This is a genomic window from Pseudomonas sp. SW-3, from assembly GCF_016615645.1.
In the GTDB taxonomy this organism is placed as follows: Bacteria; Pseudomonadota; Gammaproteobacteria; order Pseudomonadales; family Pseudomonadaceae; genus Aquipseudomonas; species Aquipseudomonas mandelii.
Map to the genome: position 1 here is coordinate 5,393,626 of NZ_CP067098.1, position 19,805 is coordinate 5,413,430.

Genomic DNA, 19,805 nt, shown 5'->3' on the forward strand with positions numbered 1-19,805 from the left:
CACGGATCTGTCGTGTTCAGGGCTCTTGTGCCAGCTCCGCTGGCAAGGCGCCGGCGGTCTTGATGGTCTTGGTCACGATGTAGGTGAAGTAACGCTCGATGCCCAGATCGTCGAGCAGCAGCTGGTCGATAAACCGCTGGTAGTGATCGATGTCCGGCGCCTGGATCATCGCCATGTAATCCACCCCGCCACCGGTGGCGTAACAGAACGCCACTTCAGCCGCCTCGCACATGCGTTGCTCGAACCGGCGCATATCCTGTGCGGTGTGTCGGGCCAGGGTGATTTCGACCAGGACCTGCTGACTTTTGAATACCGCATTCCAGTCAATCTGCGCCCGGTAGCCCTTGATCAACCCAAGCGCTTCCAGTTTGCGCACGCGCTCCCAGGCCGGGGTCACCGATAGATTGATCGCGTCAGCCAGGCTCGACTTGGTGATCCGCCCGTCTTCGGCAAGGATTCGCAGGATTTTCAGGTCGTAGCGATCAAGCTTGTGCATGGGCCGAGGAACTCCTGTGCCATTGGGACCTTGTGGGAGCTGACGTGCCCGCTCCCACAAGGAATGTGTTACGCCAATACTTCGGCGATGACTGCCACGGTGTCACCGCACTGCACCAACCCGGGGAAATGCCGCGCCGCCAGCAAACCGCTGCGGGCCGCACGATATTCCACCGGGGCAACACCGCTGCGGGTGGCGTCATAAACCCGGGCAATCACCTCGCCCTTGCTCACGTTGTCACCCAGATCGCGACACATTTCCAGCAAGCCGTCATGTTCGCTGGCAATGAAGCAATCAGCATCCGGCATGTCGAGCATGATCGACGCAGCGGTCTGGACCTCGCCTTCGAGAATCCCGGCATGCACCAGCAGATTGCGCACCCCGCGCTCGGCGATCGCCACACTGCGTGCGCTGGACGAACCTCCGCCACCCAGTTCGGTGGTGACGAAAACTTTGCCCTGTCGCTCGGCGGCTGTGTCGTACATCGCCCCCGCATCCAGCTCCAGCATGCGCATGCTGTAGGGGGCATTGAACGCGCGCATGCCGGCTTCGCATCGGGCTTGCTGGTGTTTATCGGGCAGCACATGACTCGCGGCGAACGGCAGGAAATCCAGGGTGCGGCCGCCGGAATGAATGTCCAGCACGATATCGGCCAAAGGCAACAAGGTCCGGTTGAAGTAATCGGCGATTTTCTCGGTCACCGTGCCGTCCGGCTTGCCGGGAAAACTGCGATTCAGGTTGCCCTTGTCGATGGGCGACGTGCGCCGTCCGGCGTGGAACGCCGGGGTATTCATGAACGGGACGATGATCACCCGCCCGCTCACTTCACCAGCCGTCAGGCCCTGCGCCAGTTTGCTCAGCGCAACCGGGCCTTCGTATTCGTCGCCGTGGTTACCGCCGGTCAGCAGCGCCGTCGGTCCCTGACCACGCTGAATCACCGTCAGCGGAATCATCACCGCGCCCCAGGCCGAGTCGTCCCGCGAATACGGCAGTTTGAGAAACCCGTGCTGCACGCCTTCGCGGGCGAAATCCACCGTGGCGCTGATCGGGTTATCAGGCAATTCGCTCATGGCTCAATCCTTCACGAACAATTGGCGTGGCACGTTGCACAACGTTTCGACACCGGTCTCGGTGATCAAAATGCTCTCGGTGATTTCCAGCCCCCAATCGTCCATCCACAGGCCCGGCATGAAGTGGAAGGTCATGCCCGGTTGCAACACGCTGGTGTCGCCGGGACGCAAGCTCATGGTGCGCTCGCCCCAATCCGGCGGATAACTGATCCCGATCGGATAACCGCAACGGCTGTCCTTGTGGATGCCGAACTTCTCCAGCACTTTGAAAAACGCGACGGCAATGTCACCCGTGGTGTTTCCTGGCTTGGCCGCTTCGAGCCCGGCGGCGATGCCTTCGACCACGGCTTTTTCGCCGTCGAGGAAATGCTGCGGCGGTTTGCCCAGGTAAATGGTGCGCGACAACGGGCAGTGATATCGCTTGTAGCAACCGGCAATTTCGAAGAACGTGCCGGCGCCTTTTTCGAATGGCGTGTCGTCCCAGGTCAGGTGCGGCGCGCTGGCATCGGCGCCGGTCGGCAACAGCGGCACGATGGCCGGGTAATCACCGCCATGACCGTCGGCACCGAGAATGCCGCTGCTGTAGATCTCGGCCACCAGTTCGTTTTTGCGCATGCCCGGCTCAATGCGTTCAAGGATCCGCGCGTGCATGTTTTCAACGATGCGCGCGGCGATGCGCATGTAGGCGATTTCCTGGGGCGACTTGATCGCCCGCTGCCAGTTCACCAGCCCGACCGCGTCGATCAGCGTGGCCTTTGGCAGGTGTTTCTTCAGCGACAGATAGGCGGCGGCGCTGAAGTAATAGTTGTCCATTTCCACGCCAATGGTCAGCGCGTCCCAGCCGCGAGCGCTGATGACTTCGCGCGACAGGTAATCCATTGGATGGCGTTCCCGGGACTGCACATAAATGTCCGGGTACCCGATGATGTTTTCATGCTGCATGAACACGGTGCGTTTGGCGCCGTTGGCATCTTGCCCGCGCCCGAACCAGACCGGCTCGCCGTCGAGCGCCAGCAACACGCATTGATGGACGTAAAACGACCAACCGTCATAGCCGGTCAGCCAGGCCATGTTCGATGGATCAGTGACCAGCAACAACTCGATGCCCTGAGCCTGCATGGCCGTTCGAACCCTGGCCAGACGCTGGGCGTATTCCTCCCGTTCGAACGGGAGATTGACGACTATCTGAGACATGTACATGCCCTCTGATAAATGACGCACGGATGAAAAAACGGCTTAGCTGCCGAACTGAAAACCCTTGCCGGCCGAGCGCGCACGCTCGAAGGCCAGATTGGCGATGGCGGTGTCTTGAGCGCCGGTACCGGTGAGGTCACACACGGTGATCTGTGCCGCATCGGTTCGGCCGGGACGTTGCCCGGCCAGCACCTGACCCAACTCGACCAGGCGCGATTCATCGGCCATGACGCCGGCCGCCAAGGCGTGATGCAATTCACCGAGGAGGCGGGTCTGGCTCAAGCGATCAGCCACGTAGAGGTCGGCCTGCGCCAACGCCTGGGGCGAAATTTCGTTTTTGTGTTCGGCGTCGGAGCCCATGGCAGTGATGTGCAGGCCGGGATGCAAATGGCGCGTTTCAATCAAGGGTTCACGACTGGGCGTGCAAGTGATCGCAATGTCCGCGTCGGCCATGGCCTCTTCGATACTCGCGCAAGGCGTCACCGCCAGACCGCTGCTGCGCGCCAGTTCTGCACTGAAGCTGTTTGCCTTGGCGCTGTCACGCGCCCAGACGCGCACCGATTCAATCGGACGCACCAGGCGCAAGGCCTGCAACTGCAGCGCGGCCTGCTCGCCGGCCCCGATCAGCGCAACGTTGCGACTGTCGGGCCGCGACAGGGCCCGCGCCGCCACCGCACCCGCCGCCGCAGTGCGCACGGCCGTCAGGTAACCGTTATCCAGCAACAAGGCCTCCAGCAAACCGGTGCGCGCCGACAACAGCATCATCATGCCGTTGAGGCTCGGCAGGCCGAGTGCCGGGTTATCGAAAAAGCCCGGGCTGACCTTGATCGCAAAACGCTCCAGACCCGGCAGATACGCGGTCTTCACGTCCACTTCGCCGTTGTGCTCCGGGATGTCCAGACGCAGGATCGGCGGCATTGCCACGGCGGCCGTGGCCAGCAGCACAAAGGCTTGCTCGATGGCTTCGATACTCGGCAAATCCAGCGCCACACAGGCGCGCAAATCCGCTTCGCTCAATAAAGTAATGTCACTCATCAACGCAGCGCTCCAATCGGATGGTTATTGTTGTGGGGTTCACGCATCGGCTCCGGCGAGCACGCGTAAATGCTGATCGACATCGACGTTACGGCCGCTGACCACCACCACGATCGGCCCACGCGGCTCAATCAAGCCGTCGAGCAACGCGGCAATGCCGACCGCCGCCGCGCCTTCGAGCACCAGACGCTCTTCGCGGTAGGCATGGCGGATGGCATTGGCGATAGAGGCTTCGCTGAGCAAATGCAGGTGGTCGCACAGGTTGCGGGTCATGTTGAAGGTGTAACGATTGTCCAGACCGATGCCGCCGCCGAGCGAATCGGCCAGGGTCGGCAACTCCTCGACTTCGACCGGATGCCCGGCTTCAAGGCTGGCGTGCATCGCCGCGCCTCGCTGCATGCTGATGCCGTGAGTGACGATGTGTGGACTGGCGCTTTTGATCGCCAGTGCCACGCCGGCAAACAGACCGCCGCCGGATAACGGCACCAGCACTTGCGCCACCTCTGGCTGCTGCTCGAGGATTTCCAGCCCGAGGGTGCCTTGCCCGGCGATGATCGCCGGGTGGTCGAAGGGCGGCAGCAATGTCGCGCCCTGCTCGCTGGCAATCCGTTCGGCTTCGCGCTGGGCATCGTCCTGAGAGTGACCGACGATGCACACCTCGGCCCCCAGATCCCGAATGGCCTGCACCTTGTTCGCCGGCACCAGGCGCGACAGGCAAATGGTCGCCCTCACACCTTGCCGGGACGCGGCATACGCCAGCGCCCGACCGTGATTGCCGGTCGAGGCGGCCACCACGCCACGGGCCTTTTGCTCGACATCAAGCTGCGCCACGGCATTGCTGGCGCCACGCAACTTGAAGCTGCCGGTCAGTTGCAGGGATTCGAGCTTGAGAAACACCGCCACACCCAAGCGCTGCGAGAGGCTGGGTGAATACTCCATGGGCGTGCGCCGAACCAACGATTCGATCCGCTGGCGAGCGAGGTAAATATCGTTCAATTGCAGTGCTGACATGACCGCATCCCAACCGAGGTGTTGGGCGCAGTCTAAGAGGGCTGGATTGTCGCGATGAATGTACTAGGGCAATTTAGCCGACAAACTTTTCGCGAACTTTTTCTCGCTCAAAAGTCATGGATCTGCGGGTATTGGCCGAAGATCTCGCGCATGCCGATCAGCGCAACACGCATTTCTTCATCACTGCATTCGGCGCCCACACAGACCCGCACCGCTCGCGGCCGAGGCGTGCCGCGCACGGTGAACGGGTCAGGTGAAGTGACGGCAATGTGTTTGTGGCGCAATGCCCGGACCAGGCTGTCGATTTCCCAATGGGGCGGAATTCCGATCCAGGCGTTCAAGGCATAGGGGTGCTGGGCGATCAGGTATTCGTCCAGATACTCAGTGACCAGCGCCTGGCGGCCCGCCAGGAGTTTGCGCTGCAGGCCCACCAGGGTGTCGGCGCGACCATCACGAATCCAGCGCGCCGCGATCTCGGACACCATGGGCGTGGCCATCCAGCTGTTGACCCGCAAGATGCTCTCGGTGCGCAGCGCCAGCCGCTTGGGCACGACCAGATAACCGATGCGCAAACCGGTGAGCACCGACTTGGTCATGCTGGTGCAATAGAACGACAGCTCCGGCAGGTAATGACTGATCGGCGGCGCGCGTCGCTCATCGAGCAACGGGCCGTACACATCGTCTTCAATGACGTGCACCCCGAAGCGCCGGGCGATCTCGGCGATTTCACGCCGGCGGCTATCCGGCATCAGGCTGGTGGTGGGGTTGTTCAGGTTCGGTGTACAGACCAGCGCGGTGATGCGCTCGTTACTGCACATGTCTTCAAAATGCTCGGGGTCAATGCCGTAACGGTCCATCTCCAGGCCTTTGAGGGTAAACCCCAGCACCTGGGAATTGCCGATCACACCGTGGTCGGTGACGCCCTCGCACAGCACCACATCGTCCGGGCCGGCCAAGGAAGCCAGCGCGAGAAAGATGCCGTGGGCCGCGCCGTTGGTGATCAGGATGTCGTCACGCTCGACCCGTAACCCTTGTCGCCCGATCCAGTGCATGGCCGCTTCCCGGTGCGATTCGAACCCGGCAATCGGACGAAATGCATGAATCCACGGCTGATCCTCTTCGGTGCTGAGTTCGCGGCAGGTCTCGCGCCAGAACTGGTCATGCTCACGGGTGTGCATGATCCGGGTGATGGAAAAATCCACCAGGGCCCGCTCGGGGCTGTCGAGAATATAGTTGGCGACCCGATCGCTCATGCGTCGCGACACAAAGCTGCCGCGCCCGACTTCGCAACGCACCAGGCCCTGGCGCTCCAGCTCCTTATAGGCGTTGGTGACCGTCTGCACGCTGATGCCCATCGCATCGGCGACGTGCCGTTGCGGCGGCAGGCGCTGATCGTTGGCCAACACGCCTTGCTCGATGTCGTCGGCGATGGCCTGCACCAGGATCTTGTATTTGGACTCACCGCTGCGGGCGACGTCCAATGCTGCTTTCCACTTATCCATCGGCGCTAAAACCCGCGTAGGTGCCAGTGCGCACAGCATCCCGCGAGAATACATGCAAAGCAATTGTCCTAGTGCAATGCCACGATGCCTGAGGCTTTTGTATGCTCGGTTCAAGGTCGATGCCCGGGCACGTTTCAAGCCCCTACAACAAAACCAATCGACCTGTATCGGAACTGCGTCCCGCGTCATGGATCAGTCCTTATACGTTTTGCTCTTGTCACACTGCCTCCTACCACAGAGCCGTCACAGACGGGTCCACAAGAAACAGGAGATTTTATCGATGAGCAATTTCCCCACCCGCACCCCCCATGTTTTGCGTCGTCTGTTCGTGGCGTGTGCCTTGTTCGGCCTGGCCGCCAGCGCTCACGCCGCCAATACGCTGGAAACCGTCAAACAGAACAGCAGCATTCGCATCGGTTACGCCAACGAAACCCCTTTCGCCTATACCGAAACCGACGGCAAGGTTACCGGCGAATCGCCGGAAATCGCCAAAGCGATCTTCGAGAAGATGGGCATCAAGAAAGTCGACGGCGTGTTGACCGAATGGGGCTCCTTGATCCCGGGACTGCGCGCGGGGCGATTCGACGTGATTGCCGCCGGCATGTACATCACCCCGGCTCGTTGCAAGCAGGTGCTGTTTACTGATCCGCAGTACCAGCTGCCGGACGCCCTGCTCACGGCCAAAGGCAACCCGAAGAACCTGCACAGCTATGAAGACATCGCCAAGAACCCTGATGTGAAGCTGGCGATCATGGCCGGCACGGTGAACCTGGCCTATGCGCGTGACTCCGGCGTGAAGGATGCGCAAATCCTTCAGGTGCCGGACACCACCGCGCAGCTGCAAGCCGTGCGCGCCGGCCGTGCCGACGCGGCAGTGGGCACGCAACTGACCATGAAAGGCCTGGCCGCCAAGGGCGGCGAGAAAGTCGAAGCCGTCACTGAGTTCAAGGACGATCCGTCGCACATCGGCTACGGCGCCCTCGCCTTCCGCCCGGAAGACAAGGACCTGCGTGATGCGGTCAACGCCGAGATGAAAAAGTGGCTGGGCTCCGAAGAGCACCTCAAGGCGGTCGCCCCTTTCGGCTTCGACAAATCCAACGTGACAAGCAAAACGGCTGCCGAGCTCTGCGCTCAATAGTCGAAACAGGCATGGCGCCACGGCGCGATGCCTATTTCCCTGCTTACTCCGGATGGCCAGGTTGAATCATGGGTGAATTACTTCCGCTGTTGATACAAGGCGCCTGGGTAACCCTCCAGGTGACATTCTTCGGCTCGCTGCTGGCGATTGCCGCCGCCATTCTGGCGGCACTCGGGCGCATGTCGCCATGGCGGGCACTGCGCTGGTTTTCGATTGCTTACATTGAAGTGTTCCGCGGCACGTCGTTGCTGGTGCAATTGTTCTGGCTGTTTTTTGTGCTGCCGTTGCCGCCGTTCAATATTGAGCTGAGCCCCTACAGCGTGGCCATTGTCGGCCTCGGCCTGCACATCGGCGCTTACGGCGCCGAGGTGATGCGCGGCGCGATCAGTTCGGTCGCCAAAGGTCAGTACGAAGCGTCCACGGCGCTGAACTTCAGCGGCTACAAACGCTTTCGGCGGATCATCCTGCCGCAGGCCTTACTTGCGGCCATCCCACCCGGCACCAACCTGCTGATCGAATTGCTGAAAAACACCTCGCTGGTGTCGCTGATCACGTTGTCGGACCTGAGCTTTCGTGCCCGGCAACTCGATCAGGCAACCTTCCAGACCCTGGAAATCTTCAGCCTGGCGCTGGTGATCTACTTCGTCCTGGCGCAAGCCATCAATATCGGCATGCGCCAGATAGAGCGGCGTCTGGCTCGCGGGCGGATGCGTGGAGGTCTGTCATGACACTGTTCGACTGGACCTACGCCTGGCAAATCCTCCCCGATTTGCTGCGCGCTTCGCTCAACACCGTGGGGATTACCCTGATCGGTTTCCTGATCGCCATTGTCCTGGGGCTGTTCCTGGCGATTGGCCGACGCAGCCGCAGAGTCTGGTTGTCGTGGCCGGCGACCGGGGTGATCGAGTTCATCCGCAGCACGCCGCTGCTGATCCAGGTGTATTTCCTCTACTACGTGCTGCCCAATTACGGCGTCAGCATGACGGCCATGCAAGTCGGGATTCTCGGCATCGGCCTGCATTACGCCTGCTACATCGCCGAAGTGTATCGCGGTGGCCTCGACGCCGTGCCGCGAGCGCAATGGGAAGCGGTCACGGCGCTGAACATCGCGCCCTATAGCGCCTACCGCAACATCATCTTGCCCCAGGCCCTGCGGCCGATCCTGCCGCCATTGGGCAACTACCTGGTGGCGATGCTCAAGGACACACCGGTGCTGTCGGCGATTACCGTGGTGGAAATCATGCAACAGGCCAAAAACATCGGTTCCGAGAACTTCCGCTACCTGGAGCCGATCACCATGGTCGGTCTGTTTTTCCTCGCCCTGAGCATCGCCTTGGCTTATCTGGTACGGCGCCTTGAAGTGCGCCTGGAGCTACGCTAATGACTTCTCCACTCTCGACACCTACCGACCTTTCCCGGCGCAGCCATCCGTCACCGCTGCATCCGCAGGAGGCCACGGCCATGCATGAACCCAATCCGGTCAAGCCGATTGTCAGCTTCCAGGACGTCACCAAGAGTTACGGCAATTTCACCGTACTCGACCACCTGAACCTGGACGTTACGCCAGGGGAGAAAGTCGCGATCATCGGCCCCAGTGGCTCCGGCAAATCCACGCTGCTGCGGGTGTTGATGACGCTTGAGGGCATCGATGACGGACTGATCCGCATCGAGGATGACCTGCTGACCCACATGCCTAACCGCAATGGCGTGCTGGTACCGGCCAATGATCGGCATATCCGTCGCGTTCGCGGCAAGATCGGCATGGTGTTCCAGAGCTTCAACCTGTTCCCGCACATGACGGCGCTGCAAAACGTCATCGAAGCGCCGGTGCAGGTGCTCGGCATGAAACCGGCCGAAGCGCGGGAACGGGCGGCAGATTTGCTGGAACTGGTCGGGCTGGGCAGCAAACTGGGGCACTACCCTTCGCAACTGTCGGGCGGGCAGCAACAACGGGTCGCGATTGCCCGGGCATTGGCGATGCGGCCCAAGGTCATGCTGTTTGACGAAGTCACCTCGGCGCTCGACCCGGAATTGTGCGGCGAAGTGCTCAACGTGATCCGCAAACTCGGTGCCGAGCACAACCTGACCATGCTGATGGTCACACACCAGATGGGGTTTGCCCGGGAGTTCGCTGATCGCGTGTGCTTCTTCTACAAGGGCCAGATCCATGAACAAGGCACGCCGCAGCAGATCTTCGAGCACCCGCAACAGGAACGTACTTGCGCGTTTCTCAGCGCGGTAAAAGAAGCCAACTAGGAAAGTCGCGACAGGCCAAAACCAAATGTGGGAGCGAGCCTGCTCGCGAAAGGCGGCGTGTCAGCCCAACCTGATTGTTGTCTGACACGCCGCCTTCGCGAGCAGGCTCGCTCCCACAGTTTTTTATTGCGCAGATGTTACGGGTATTGCTGAACCGTACCCGGCTGTTGCTGACCACCGTACTGCTGACCCGGAATCGCCTTCAGGTTGACTTCAACGCGGCGGTTCTGCGCCCGGCCATTGACGTCGCCGTTGCTGGCAATCGGATTATCCGGCCCGGCACCGCGCGCCGACAGGTTGGCGCCGCTGACACCTTGCGAGGTCAGGTAGGTCGCCACGCTCTGCGCACGACGTTGCGACAGGTCCATGTTGTGCTGGCGGCTGCCGGTGCTGTCGGTGTAGCCGACGATTTCGATCTGGTTCTGGCTGAACTCCTTCAGCGAGCCGGCCAGATTGTTCAGCGGCTGATAGAAGCTGGAGGCGATATTTGCCGAATCGGTGGCAAACGTGATGTTGCCCGGCATGATCAGTTTGATCTGGTCACCCTGACGCTGCACCTCGACACCGGTGTTGGCCATGCTGGCCCGCAGCTTTTTCTCTTGCTGGTCAGCGTAGTAACCGTAACCGGCAGCGGAAGCACCCACGACGGCAGCGCCGATCAGCGCGCCCTTGCCACGGTTATCATGACCGATGGCGGCGCCAGCCAAGGCGCCAGCCAGAGCGCCGAGGCCGCCGTATTTAGCGGTTTTGCTCATGCCCGTGGAGCCACTGTCAGCCTGGCCCTGGTTGTCATAAGGGTTAGGCGAGGCGCAGCCAGACAGCAAGGCCACAGCCGTAGCGACAATAATCAAACGCTGCTTGGTGAACATGAAGAGCTCCTACTTTTTGCATTCTGGGGTGCAACGGACAAAGGCAATGGACCTTTGCGGGTGTTGGATCGTTTTGGCCGACGAAAATTCCGTCGATTGCCTTCAAGCCCGCACAAACGGGTTCTCGCGCATTTCATCGCCCAAGCGCGTGTCCGGACCATGCCCGGTCACGACCGTTGCTTCTTCGTCGAGCGTATAGAGTCGCTGCTTGATTGACCGCACGATGGTCGCTTGATCGCCGCCCCACAAATCCGTACGCCCTACCCCGCGACGAAACAACGTGTCACCGGCAATCAGCAGCTTGGCCTCGGAAAACCAAAAGCTCATGGAACCCGGCGTGTGACCCGGCGTATGCAACGCCACGCCGCAACCGCAAGCCAGCTCTTCATCATCGGCCAACCAGCGATCCGGCGACGGCACCGGCGTGTAGGGCACACCGAACATCTGGCACTGCATCTCCAGATTGTCCCAAAGGAACTGATCTTCTTTGTGCAGGTGCAGGGTCGCGCCGGTTTTCTCCTTGAGCTGACCGGAGGCCAAGAAGTGATCCAGGTGCGCATGGGTGTGGATGATGCTGACCACCTTCAGGCCCAAGGCATCGAGACGCGCGAGGATCAGTTCGTGGTTGCCGCCTGGGTCGACGACGATGGCTTTTTTGGTGATCGGGTCGCCAATGATCGTGCAGTTGCACTGCAACGGGCCGACGGGGAAGGTTTCGCGGATCAGGGTGGGCTGCTGGGACATCGGGGCATGCTCGGAAAACAGGGATGGGCAATTTTGGCACAAAACCGTATTCCGTCATTTAGCGGACCCGGTAGATCTTGAAAATGCGCTACTCCAGCACCCTTAACTCTTTAGCCCGCGCCACCGCCTGCGTGCGCCGCTCAACCCCGAGTTTGCTGTTGATGTGGCTGGCATGGGTCTTGACCGTGTGCAGCGAGATGAACAGCTGATCGCTGATTTCCTGGTTCGAGCACCCTTGGGCGATCAGGCGCAGGACGGCCAGCTCACGGGTGCTGAGCTGTTCCGTTGCGGGGGATGCTTCCAGTGTCGGGCGAGCGGCCATGGCTGGTAGTTTTTCGGTCAGTTCCTGCGAAACGACTGTAGGAGCGCATAGTTGCAGTTGCCCGCGCAGCCAGTCCGGGTGTTCGGCCAGCAATCGGTCGAACGGTTGCAGGACGCCACCGGCTGCCGCTTCCAGTGCCTGGGCAAACGCCTTGCGCGCCTCGGGCTCACGCCCGGCCGAAAGCAACAGGGCGATTTTCTGAGTCAGCGCCATCACGCTGAGCATTTGCCGTCCCGATTTCTGCCCATGCTCAAGCAGCGCGTTCAAACGCCCCTCGGCCAGCATCGGCTGCCCCTGGATCACCTCCAGCAAGGCTTGCTGCAATTCGATATGCAGCGGCAGCTGTGGATGGAATTCCGGCGGCGCTGCCGCGTGCTCGCCGTTGTAGGTCTGTCCCAATCGCGCCAGCCAGGCTTCGGCCAGATCGGTACGGCCCTGGGCCAGCCAGAGCTCGCATTTGACCAGGGTAATCATCGCCAGGTAGTAGATCGGCGGCACGTCCCAGATGTGCATCAGGCGTTCGGCTTCGGCGAGTTCGGCGAAGGCTTTGGCGAACTCGCCGCTGCTGCCCTCGAGCCGGGCGATCACGCAGTGGCCGATCAACACGCTGATATCGCGACAGGCTCGGGCTTCATTCAAGCCGGCTTGTAGACGCACCCGCGCGGCTTGCGGCTGCAAGCGCACGGCCAGCAAAAAACCCTCGTACAAGGTCAGGCGCGCACGCACGGCATAAAGCCGTTGCGGGGATAACCCTTGCAGGCGTTGCAGCCCCTGACGGACCTCCTGCAACGAGCGCAGAATTTCCCCGCGCGCTTGCAGCACACGTGCGCGGTCGTAATGGGCCAGCGCTTCGAACAGTGGGTTGCCGACCCGTTGCGCCAATTCCAGCGATTCGCGGTTCAAGCTGCGTGCACGCCACAGGTCGCCGTCGGCGATCGCCAGGTTGGACAGCGTCGAAAGACACATCAGCCGTTGCCCGTAGCGCTTGGCCGGCAGACTATCCAACGCTTCGGTGCAGTAAAGTTGCGTGAGTGCGCGATTGCCTCGCCCCCGGGCGATGATGCCACTCAGGGCCAGCCATTGCGCTAGCATGGACTTCTGCGCAGTGGCCGACGGGGCTGGCAGGAAACGACTCAAGTGCGCCGCCAGCTCCTCGGCAGCGTCCAGCTGACAGGCCAGTCCCAACGCCCAGCTGTAGAGCACAATCAGGCGCGGCGTGCTGATCAGCAGGCTGTCGGGCAAGTCCATCTTCCAGCGCAGCAGCATGCCGACATTCTGTTCGGCGAGCAGTTGTTCTTCAGAGAGGTTTTGCACCAGGTTCGCTGCAACGTCCAGGTGTCCGGCGCGCAGTGCCTGCTCCACCGCTTCGTCGAGCAACCCCTGCGCATTGAACCAGCGACAGGCGCGCAGATGCAGGCTGGCGGCCGGCACGATTGACTGGGCGGCGGGCCGGGTACGCAGCAGGTCGGAAAACAAATGGTGATAGCGATACCAGTGCCCATGTTCGTCCAGCGGCACCAGAAACACTTGGTGCGCCTGAAGGAAACGCAGGATTTCGGCACTGTCATGGGCCTCGCGGACCGCGTCGCAGAGCTCGCTGCAAAAACGTTCCTGAGGCGCGGTGTCGTACAGGAACGACTGCACTTCGGCGGGCAGGCAATCGATGACTTCTTCGAGCAGGTAATCGCGAATCAGACCTTCTCCGCCGTGCAACGACTGCGGCAATGCACCGTCGGTACCGGCTTCGGACGCCGCCAGCAACCAGAAACGCAGGCCGGCGACCCAGCCTTCACTGCGTTGGATCAGGTTTTCCAGTGCCTCACCACGCAATGAACTGCTGTGCCGATCGAGCAACGTGAGGGCTTCATCGTGGGTCAGTCGTAGGTCCTGCTCATGCAACTCAAGCAATTGCCGCGACAAGCGCAAACGCGCCAGATGCCAGTCCGGACGCTGTCGGCTGGTCACCATGACCAGCAAGCCATCGGGCAAATGATTGAGGAAAAACTGCAAGCAACGATCCAGCACAGGCCCCTGCGCCAGGTGATAGTCATCCAGCACCAGCAGCAATGGTGTCATCGGCGAAAGGTGGATGGCCAGTTCATCGAGCAACCCGTCCAGCCATTCTTCGAAGGCGAAGGGCTGATGGCGCTGGCGCATTTTCAACAGACCCAGGGCCTGGCTGCCGAGCTTCGGAAAGTAATCCTGAAGACCTTCGAGCAACCGCTCGAGGAAACGCCCCGGATCGCTGTCTCGAGGACTCAACCCCAACCACAGACTGTGCCAATGGGCCGGCAGCCCCTGGCAGAACTCCACCGCTAGTGAGCTCTTGCCGAACCCGGCGGGTGCACTGACCAGCAACAGCCTGCCACCGAGGCCAGCACTCAGGCGCTCGCACAGGCGAGGCCGCAGCACATGGCCGTCGGGCAACGGGGGCCGAAAAAAGCGCCCGTCCAGTGCCGCGACGGCAACGCTTGCAGGGCCCGGGAGTGGGGACAGATCAGTCATGGCCGGCTCTTGTTTGAATTGCGGGTGGCGGCGTTGCAGATGTCCGCAGACTATCGGTAAACGAAGAGGGAATGAAGGTTATTGCTACAAATGGCTACAAAAAGAATACAAGCAGAAGTTGCGGGGCTTGAGATGGAGTTTTCCTGACAGCCCGTGTCGCGTCCATCGCGAGCAGGCTCGCTTCCACAGTTGACGGCGTTCTCATGGAAGAGCGCGTTACCTGTGGGAGTGAGCTTGCTCGCGATAGGCCGTCATCGACACTGAAGATTCACAGTGAGAAATCCGGGCAAAAAAAAACGCCCCGAACCAGTCGGGGCGTTTTTCGAGGATGCGGCCTCTGTTCAGTGCAGGTTAACGAACCCCGTCCTGACGCAGCGCAGCGGGGGTGAAATCGCTGGTGGTCGCGGTGAAGCCGAAGTCATATGCCGACTTCTCTTCGTTCTTCATGCCCAGTGCCAGGTAACGGCCCGATTGCAGGTCGTACAAGGTTTCCAGGGCGTACCACGGCACTTGCTTGTCGTAGTAGTTCTCGGCGTGAGCTTCCGCCACTCGCCACAGTTGATTACGGCCGTCGTAGTGGTCGATCACCGCGGCTTGCCAGGTGTCTTCGTCGATGTAGAAGTCGCGCTTGGCGTAGATGTGACGCTGACCTTCCTTCAAGGTAGCCACCACATGCCAGACCCGGCGCAGCTCGTAGCGAGCCAGGTCCTGGTTGATGTGACCGGCCTTGATGATGTCGTCGTACTTCAGTTGCGGCGAATCGAGCTTGTAGCTGTCGGAGGCAATGTACATCTCTTTCTTGCCTTCGAGCTTCCAGTCGTAGCGATCCGGCGCACCGTTGTACATGTCCAGGTTGTCGGAGGTCCGCAGGCCGTCAGCCGCAGTACCCGGCCCGTCATAGGACACTTGTGGCGCACGACGCACTCGACGTTGACCGGCGTTGTAGACCCACGCCGAACGTGGCTCTTTAACCTGATCGAGGGTTTCGTGCACCAGCAGCACACCACCGGCCAGACGTGCCGGCGCGGTCACTTTCTGCTTGAAGTAGAACAGGATGTTGCCCGGATTCGCCGGATCGTAGTCCTTCATCTTGTCGCGGAACACGAACTGATCCTGGAAGTACACCAGGCTGTACGAACCGTTCGGTTGCGGCGTCGCCTGGGTCACCAGGCGGGTCACGCTGCCTCCGCGATAACGGGTGATGTGGTTCCAGATGACTTCAACGCCGGTCTTTGGAATCGGGAACGGTACGGCGGTTTCGAAGTTTTCCAGGCCGTTGCCGCCAGACACGAGGTTGGTGTTGGTGGCGTTTTTCTTGATGGAGGCGAACACGGCATCCGGCACGGTCGCGCCACGATGGGACGGGTAAACCGGCATCTTGAAGGTTTCCGGGTAGCGCTTGAACATCGCGTACTGGCCCGGAGCGAGCTTGTCTTTGTATTGGTCGACGTTCTGCGCAGTGATGGTGAACAGCGGTTTTTCACTGGCGAACGGGTCAGACAGGAAGCCTTTGCCGTCGACGGTGCCGGCGTTTTTCGCCATCGGTTTCCAGGCCGGGATCGAACCGTCAGCGTTGCCCGCCATCTCGGCGCCCATCGGCGTCAGGCTCTTGCCCAGTTTGTCCGCTTCGGCAGCAGGCACTGCCGCCATGACGCTGGTCGCCAGCAGCGAAAGCCCCAGAACTCCAGCGTGGAACAGACTCTTTGTTATTTTCATATGTGTGTTCGTCCTGAAAAAACAGTGCTTAGAAGTTCACGCCGAAGCTGAGCGCAACGAAGTCGCGGTCATCGACGGTGGTGTACTTGCCATCAAAGAAGTTGGTGTAGGCCAGGCTCGCGGTGTAGGTGTTCTGGTATTCGGCATCGACACCCAGGCTCACCGCTTTGCGACCTTCTTCGAAGTTGCCGCCAGGGCCTGGCGAGTAACCGTCCACGTCGTGGGACCAAGCCACGTTCGGCTTGAGGTTCACACCGGCGAACACGTCGTTGTATTCCCAGATGGCGCGACCACGGTAGCCCCACGAAGTCGACGTGGTGAAGCCGTCACTGTTGCAGTTGCGGCTGCGGTTGTTGGTTGGAGTGCCTGGGCCGGCACCGTTGATGGTGCTGGTGTTGAGGGCCACACAAGTATTCGCCCCGCCAGTGGCTGGCAATGCACCCGGACCGTAGACCGGATCGCGGCCATAACGGAGGTCGGAAGTGCTTTCCAGGCCGCCGACGTGAGTCACGCCCACTTCGCCCACCAGGGTCAGACGGCTTGCGCCCATGACCTGGTCAAAGAAGTGCGTCAGGGTGGTCTGGAATTGGGTGATTTCTTTACGACGATAGCCGTGCAGGTCTTGACCCGGGCCGGCAGAGAGCAGCGAAGCGTTACCCAGAGCACCGCCCAGAGGTCGTACACCGGCGAACAGAATGTCGGTGGAGTTGAGCTGCACCGGTGCGTTCGGACGGTAGCTCAGTTCACCGCTCCACGCCGTACCGGTAGGCAGGGTGGTAGAGAAGCTCAGGCCGTAGAGGCGAATGTCTTCAGGGTATTCGATGAAGTATTTCGAATTACCTGCCACCAGCAGCGGCGCGAGTGCGGCGAACGGTCCTGGCAGAGAAGCCGCGGTGTTATAGACCGACTGCGGCGCACCCGTGGCGCTGAAGATCGGCGCACGGCTGTGGTAGTTCATGAAGTAGGCACCGAACTCGGTGTCCAGCGGCTCGAACATGTACTTGAGGGACGCGCCCCACTGGCCGCTGTCGCGAGCATCACGATCGCCGCCACGCTGGACCAGCACACCTTCCTCGTTGACATTGACGCCGTTGGCGGCCAATGGACCCAACGCCACGGCTGGAATCTGCGAACGCTTGTTCAGCACGCGAAGGTTGTTTTCGCAACCATCGGCAACGATGTCCGGCTGCGAGAAGAACGTACCGCAGTTATCGACAACGGTCTGGTCCCATTCCAACTGGTAGAAGGCTTCTGCCGACAGGTTTTCGGTCAGGCTCTGGGACACATAGAACATGTTGACCGGGATCAGGCCTTCCTTGATCTCGGCACCCGGACGACGGAACGCAGAAACGTCGATCGGGTTGATCGAGTTGATGCCGCCGCCGATGAAGGTACTTTCACCCCAGCTCACTACCTGCTTGCCCAGACGCACGGAACCCGGCTGATCGGCAACGGAGTAGTTGTGGTAGACGAAGGCGTCGAGGATTTGCCCGCCGGAGGACTTGGCGCCTTCCTTGCGGTTGTTGTCGCTGATGTCCTTGAACGGACGGCTTTCGTCCTTCAGTTCAAAGTCGTACCAGTATTTGCCACGGACGAAAACGCCAGTGTCGCCATATTTCAATTCAAGGTCATGGATGCCCTTGAAGATCTTCGAGAAGGTTTTCCCGCTTTCGAAGTTCAGGTGACCGTCATCAGAGGTCTGGGACAGGCCGCTGCCACCGTTGTTCACGCCAATGAGGTTCTTGTTGGCACTCTCGGTAGACCAGCTGGAACCGATCGAGAGGGAAGAATCGAACTGACCTTCGATTTCACCAACGTTGAAACTGACGCCGAATGCAGGCCCGGCGAGCGAAGAGGCGAGACTGACCGCCAGGGGCAATTTCGCCCGGCGCCAGAACGTGTTTACTGATGTCATCGACGCTACTCCATGTGCATTATTGTTATGGCAGTTAGCACTTCTAAAAACGTTGTGGATGACGGGGAGCCAAGGCGTCCCGAAGTCACTCCAAATTGCATCGCCCCGTTTTGTGCGTGCGCTCCGTTCTTAAAAATCCTTGAGCGGACTATAGCCAGCAGGTAGTAGAGCTTGATCCCTCTAAAGTGTGATTTGCAGCTGCCGGCCACTCTGGAACAGTCCTTTCGCCAGTCCGACACATGTCGGCATGCCAAGGATGGCTGAAAATTCGGATTTCACAAGCCAAGCGCTTGCTTGGTGGGGCTGGCGTGCCCTTTCGGGCACACCAGAAGGCGCTTAAAGCGTCGAGAGGAAGGTGCTGTTGTTGGCCTGCCATTCAGTGATGTCTAGGCGGATGCGCTTCTTGTCGAGTTTGCCGACACTGGTCTTGGGAATTTCAGTAACAAGGGCGATCTGGCTCGGGATCGCCCACTTGCTCAGGTGGCCCAACTCTACGAATGGTTTGAGGTGTTCCTTGAGCTCTTTAGCCCCGATCTCATGCCCTTCGCGGATCACCAGCAGCGCAAATGGGCGCTCGCCCCACTGTGGATCGGCGATGCCTACCACTGCTACTTCGCGTACCGCCACGTGACGGCTGATCAGATCTTCGAGGTCCAGGGACGAGATCCACTCGCCGCCGGTCTTGATCACGTCTTTGATGCGATCACGAATGTCGATCACGCCCATGCTGTCCAGCGTTGCCACGTCGCCGGTGTGCAGCCAGCCCCCGGCCCAGAGCTCGGCGCCCTTTTGCGGTTCGTTGAAGTAGCCCTCGGTGAGCCACGGCGCACGTAGCACCAGTTCGCCCTGAGTCTCGCCATCGGCGGGCAGGAAGTTGCCGTCGGTGTCGACGATCGCCGCCTCCACCAATGGCCCTGGTACGCCTGCCTTGATGCGATACGTGGTGCGTTCGTCTTCGGTGCCGGCCATCAGCTCATCGTTGAGGTGGGCACAGGACACCAACGGCCCGGTTTCCGACATGCCATAAGCGGCGGTCAGCTGAATGCCCTTGGCCTTGGCCGCTTCGTACAGTGCACGGTTCAGCGCACTGCCGCCGATGACGATTTTCCAGCCGCCGAAATCGGTGCTCTGCGCCGCCTTGGAATTGAGGACCATCTGCAGGATGGTCGGCACGCAGTGGGAGAAGGTGACCTTCTCCTTGCGCCACAGCTCCACCAGGTACTCCGGGTCGTAACGGCCGGGATAAACCTGCTTGAGCCCAAGCATGGTCGCCACATACGGCAAGCCCCAGGCATGCACGTGGAACATCGGCGTGATCGGCATGTACACGTCGTTGGTGCCCAGCAGCCTCACGCTGTCGATGGCGCCCATGATGGTCGACACGCCCATGGTGTGCAGCACCAGTTGCCGATGGGTGAAGTACACGCCTTTAGGGTTGCCGGTGGTGCCGGTGGTGTAGAACGTGGTCGCGACCGAGTTTTCGTCGAAATCCTGGAAGTCGTACTGCGTGCTCGCGGCCGCCAGCAACTGCTCGTACTCGCCTACCAGGTTCGGCAAGTCGGCGGTTTTTTCCGGCAGGTCTGTCAGAAGCAGGGTTTTCTCGACCGTGGTCAGGTGCCCGGCAATCGCCTGGTACAGCCCAACGAATTCGCTGTTGACCAGTACGAAGCGGTCCTCGGCGTGGTTCATGGTGTAGAGGATCTGTTCCGGTGACAGGCGCACGTTGATGGTGTGAATCACCGCGCCGATCATCGGGATGGCAAACATGCATTCCAGATACCGATGGCTATCCCAGTCCATCACCGCCACGGTATCGCCGGCCTTGACCCCGGCCGCCGTGAGCACGTTGGCCAGCCGCGCGACCCGCTCGATCAGGGTCGGATAGCTGTAGCGCAACTGGTCGCGGTAAATGATCTCGCGGGTTTTCTCGTAACGAGCGCCGGACATCAGCAGCCGTTTGATCAGCAGCGGATACTGGTAAGCGCCTTCGGCTGGGGGGATAACGCGAGTCTGCAACATAAGAATCCCTTTT

Annotated in this window: 16 protein-coding genes; 4 read left to right on the plus strand and 12 right to left on the minus strand. The window is 60.8% G+C overall.

Translation table 11 applies throughout. The features are described from left to right. Positions 1-16 precede the first annotated feature (16 nt). The 6 genes from JIO00_RS24330 to ehuR form a co-directional block, all read right to left on the minus strand. Complete coding sequence (locus JIO00_RS24330; RefSeq protein ID WP_083375771.1) at positions 17-496, minus strand: Lrp/AsnC family transcriptional regulator; 480 nt, start codon at positions 494-496, stop codon at positions 17-19. A gap of 68 nt (positions 497-564) precedes the next feature. Then, a complete protein-coding gene (gene doeB, locus JIO00_RS24335) occupies positions 565-1,566 on the minus strand; it encodes a N(2)-acetyl-L-2,4-diaminobutanoate deacetylase DoeB (protein ID WP_083375770.1) in 1,002 nt (333 codons plus the stop codon). 3 nt (positions 1,567-1,569) lie between these two features. After that, a complete protein-coding gene (doeA, locus tag JIO00_RS24340; protein WP_200666992.1) occupies positions 1,570-2,760 on the minus strand; it encodes an ectoine hydrolase DoeA in 1,191 nt (396 codons plus the stop codon). Positions 2,761-2,802: 42 nt separating this feature from the next. Further along, positions 2,803-3,795: a cyclodeaminase gene (locus tag JIO00_RS24345; protein WP_200666993.1), complete on the minus strand. Its 993-nt coding sequence runs from the start codon at positions 3,793-3,795 to the stop codon at positions 2,803-2,805. 39 nt (positions 3,796-3,834) lie between these two features. Continuing rightward, positions 3,835-4,806: a hydroxyectoine utilization dehydratase EutB gene (gene eutB / locus JIO00_RS24350; RefSeq protein ID WP_200666994.1), complete on the minus strand. Its 972-nt coding sequence runs from the start codon at positions 4,804-4,806 to the stop codon at positions 3,835-3,837. Positions 4,807-4,913: 107 nt separating this feature from the next. Next, positions 4,914-6,308: a MocR-like ectoine utilization transcription factor EhuR gene (gene ehuR / locus JIO00_RS24355; protein WP_200666996.1), complete on the minus strand. Its 1,395-nt coding sequence runs from the start codon at positions 6,306-6,308 to the stop codon at positions 4,914-4,916. 280 nt (positions 6,309-6,588) lie between these two features. On the opposite strand from ehuR, the gene ehuB reads away from it, so the two are divergent. The 4 genes from ehuB (at position 6,589) to ehuA (ending at position 9,702) form a co-directional block, all read left to right on the plus strand. Beyond that, a complete protein-coding gene (ehuB, locus tag JIO00_RS24360) occupies positions 6,589-7,446 on the plus strand; it encodes an ectoine/hydroxyectoine ABC transporter substrate-binding protein EhuB (protein WP_010458186.1) in 858 nt (285 codons plus the stop codon). Between the two features lie 68 nt (positions 7,447-7,514). Continuing rightward, entirely contained in the window at positions 7,515-8,174 is a 660-nt protein-coding gene (ehuC, locus tag JIO00_RS24365) for an ectoine/hydroxyectoine ABC transporter permease subunit EhuC (protein WP_145310104.1), read from the plus strand. Continuing rightward, entirely contained in the window at positions 8,171-8,827 is a 657-nt protein-coding gene (gene ehuD / locus JIO00_RS24370) for an ectoine/hydroxyectoine ABC transporter permease subunit EhuD (RefSeq protein ID WP_010458188.1), read from the plus strand. Before ehuC ends, ehuD begins: the two co-directional genes overlap by 4 nt. Before the next feature lie 80 nt (positions 8,828-8,907). Beyond that, complete coding sequence (ehuA, locus tag JIO00_RS24375) at positions 8,908-9,702, plus strand: ectoine/hydroxyectoine ABC transporter ATP-binding protein EhuA (RefSeq protein WP_010458189.1); 795 nt, start codon at positions 8,908-8,910, stop codon at positions 9,700-9,702. A gap of 137 nt (positions 9,703-9,839) precedes the next feature. Here ehuA and JIO00_RS24380 read toward each other — a convergent pair whose 3' ends face one another. The 6 genes from JIO00_RS24380 to JIO00_RS24405 form a co-directional block, all read right to left on the minus strand. Continuing rightward, entirely contained in the window at positions 9,840-10,571 is a 732-nt protein-coding gene (locus JIO00_RS24380; protein WP_010458190.1) for an OmpA family protein, read from the minus strand. A 102-nt stretch (positions 10,572-10,673) separates the two neighbouring features. Then, the gene (locus JIO00_RS24385; RefSeq protein ID WP_010458191.1) at positions 10,674-11,315 is read right to left on the minus strand and encodes an MBL fold metallo-hydrolase; all 642 of its coding nucleotides are present in this window, start codon (positions 11,313-11,315) and stop codon (positions 10,674-10,676) included. Positions 11,316-11,403: 88 nt separating this feature from the next. Further along, positions 11,404-14,142, minus strand: a complete 2,739-nt coding sequence (locus JIO00_RS24390) for a LuxR C-terminal-related transcriptional regulator (protein ID WP_010458192.1) — start codon at positions 14,140-14,142, stop codon at positions 11,404-11,406. Positions 14,143-14,493: 351 nt separating this feature from the next. Further along, positions 14,494-15,858 carry a DUF1329 domain-containing protein gene (locus JIO00_RS24395; RefSeq protein ID WP_010458193.1) on the minus strand — a complete coding sequence of 455 codons (1,365 nt, stop codon included), beginning with the start codon at positions 15,856-15,858 and terminating at the stop codon, positions 14,494-14,496. 28 nt (positions 15,859-15,886) lie between these two features. After that, positions 15,887-17,773: a DUF1302 domain-containing protein gene (locus JIO00_RS24400; protein ID WP_102595362.1), complete on the minus strand. Its 1,887-nt coding sequence runs from the start codon at positions 17,771-17,773 to the stop codon at positions 15,887-15,889. Positions 17,774-18,109: 336 nt separating this feature from the next. After that, on the minus strand, positions 18,110-19,792 hold the full coding sequence (locus JIO00_RS24405; protein WP_077748998.1) for a fatty acid--CoA ligase: 1,683 nt from the start codon (positions 19,790-19,792) through the stop codon (positions 18,110-18,112). Between the last annotated feature and the right edge of the window lie 13 nt (positions 19,793-19,805).

Coding starts and splice junctions, on each gene's coding strand:
- JIO00_RS24330 (WP_083375771.1), bottom strand. CDS start 496: ATGCACAAGCTTGATCGCTACGACCTGAAAATCCTGCGAATCCTTGCC.
- doeB (WP_083375770.1), bottom strand. CDS start 1,566: ATGAGCGAATTGCCTGATAACCCGATCAGCGCCACGGTGGATTTCGCC.
- doeA (WP_200666992.1), bottom strand. CDS start 2,760: ATGTCTCAGATAGTCGTCAATCTCCCGTTCGAACGGGAGGAATACGCC.
- JIO00_RS24345 (WP_200666993.1), bottom strand. CDS start 3,795: ATGAGTGACATTACTTTATTGAGCGAAGCGGATTTGCGCGCCTGTGTG.
- eutB (WP_200666994.1), bottom strand. CDS start 4,806: ATGTCAGCACTGCAATTGAACGATATTTACCTCGCTCGCCAGCGGATC.
- ehuR (WP_200666996.1), bottom strand. CDS start 6,308: ATGGATAAGTGGAAAGCAGCATTGGACGTCGCCCGCAGCGGTGAGTCC.
- ehuB (WP_010458186.1), top strand. CDS start 6,589: ATGAGCAATTTCCCCACCCGCACCCCCCATGTTTTGCGTCGTCTGTTC.
- ehuC (WP_145310104.1), top strand. CDS start 7,515: ATGGGTGAATTACTTCCGCTGTTGATACAAGGCGCCTGGGTAACCCTC.
- ehuD (WP_010458188.1), top strand. CDS start 8,171: ATGACACTGTTCGACTGGACCTACGCCTGGCAAATCCTCCCCGATTTG.
- ehuA (WP_010458189.1), top strand. CDS start 8,908: ATGCATGAACCCAATCCGGTCAAGCCGATTGTCAGCTTCCAGGACGTC.
- JIO00_RS24380 (WP_010458190.1), bottom strand. CDS start 10,571: ATGTTCACCAAGCAGCGTTTGATTATTGTCGCTACGGCTGTGGCCTTG.
- JIO00_RS24385 (WP_010458191.1), bottom strand. CDS start 11,315: ATGTCCCAGCAGCCCACCCTGATCCGCGAAACCTTCCCCGTCGGCCCG.
- JIO00_RS24390 (WP_010458192.1), bottom strand. CDS start 14,142: ATGACTGATCTGTCCCCACTCCCGGGCCCTGCAAGCGTTGCCGTCGCG.
- JIO00_RS24395 (WP_010458193.1), bottom strand. CDS start 15,858: ATGAAAATAACAAAGAGTCTGTTCCACGCTGGAGTTCTGGGGCTTTCG.
- JIO00_RS24400 (WP_102595362.1), bottom strand. CDS start 17,773: ATGACATCAGTAAACACGTTCTGGCGCCGGGCGAAATTGCCCCTGGCG.
- JIO00_RS24405 (WP_077748998.1), bottom strand. CDS start 19,792: ATGTTGCAGACTCGCGTTATCCCCCCAGCCGAAGGCGCTTACCAGTAT.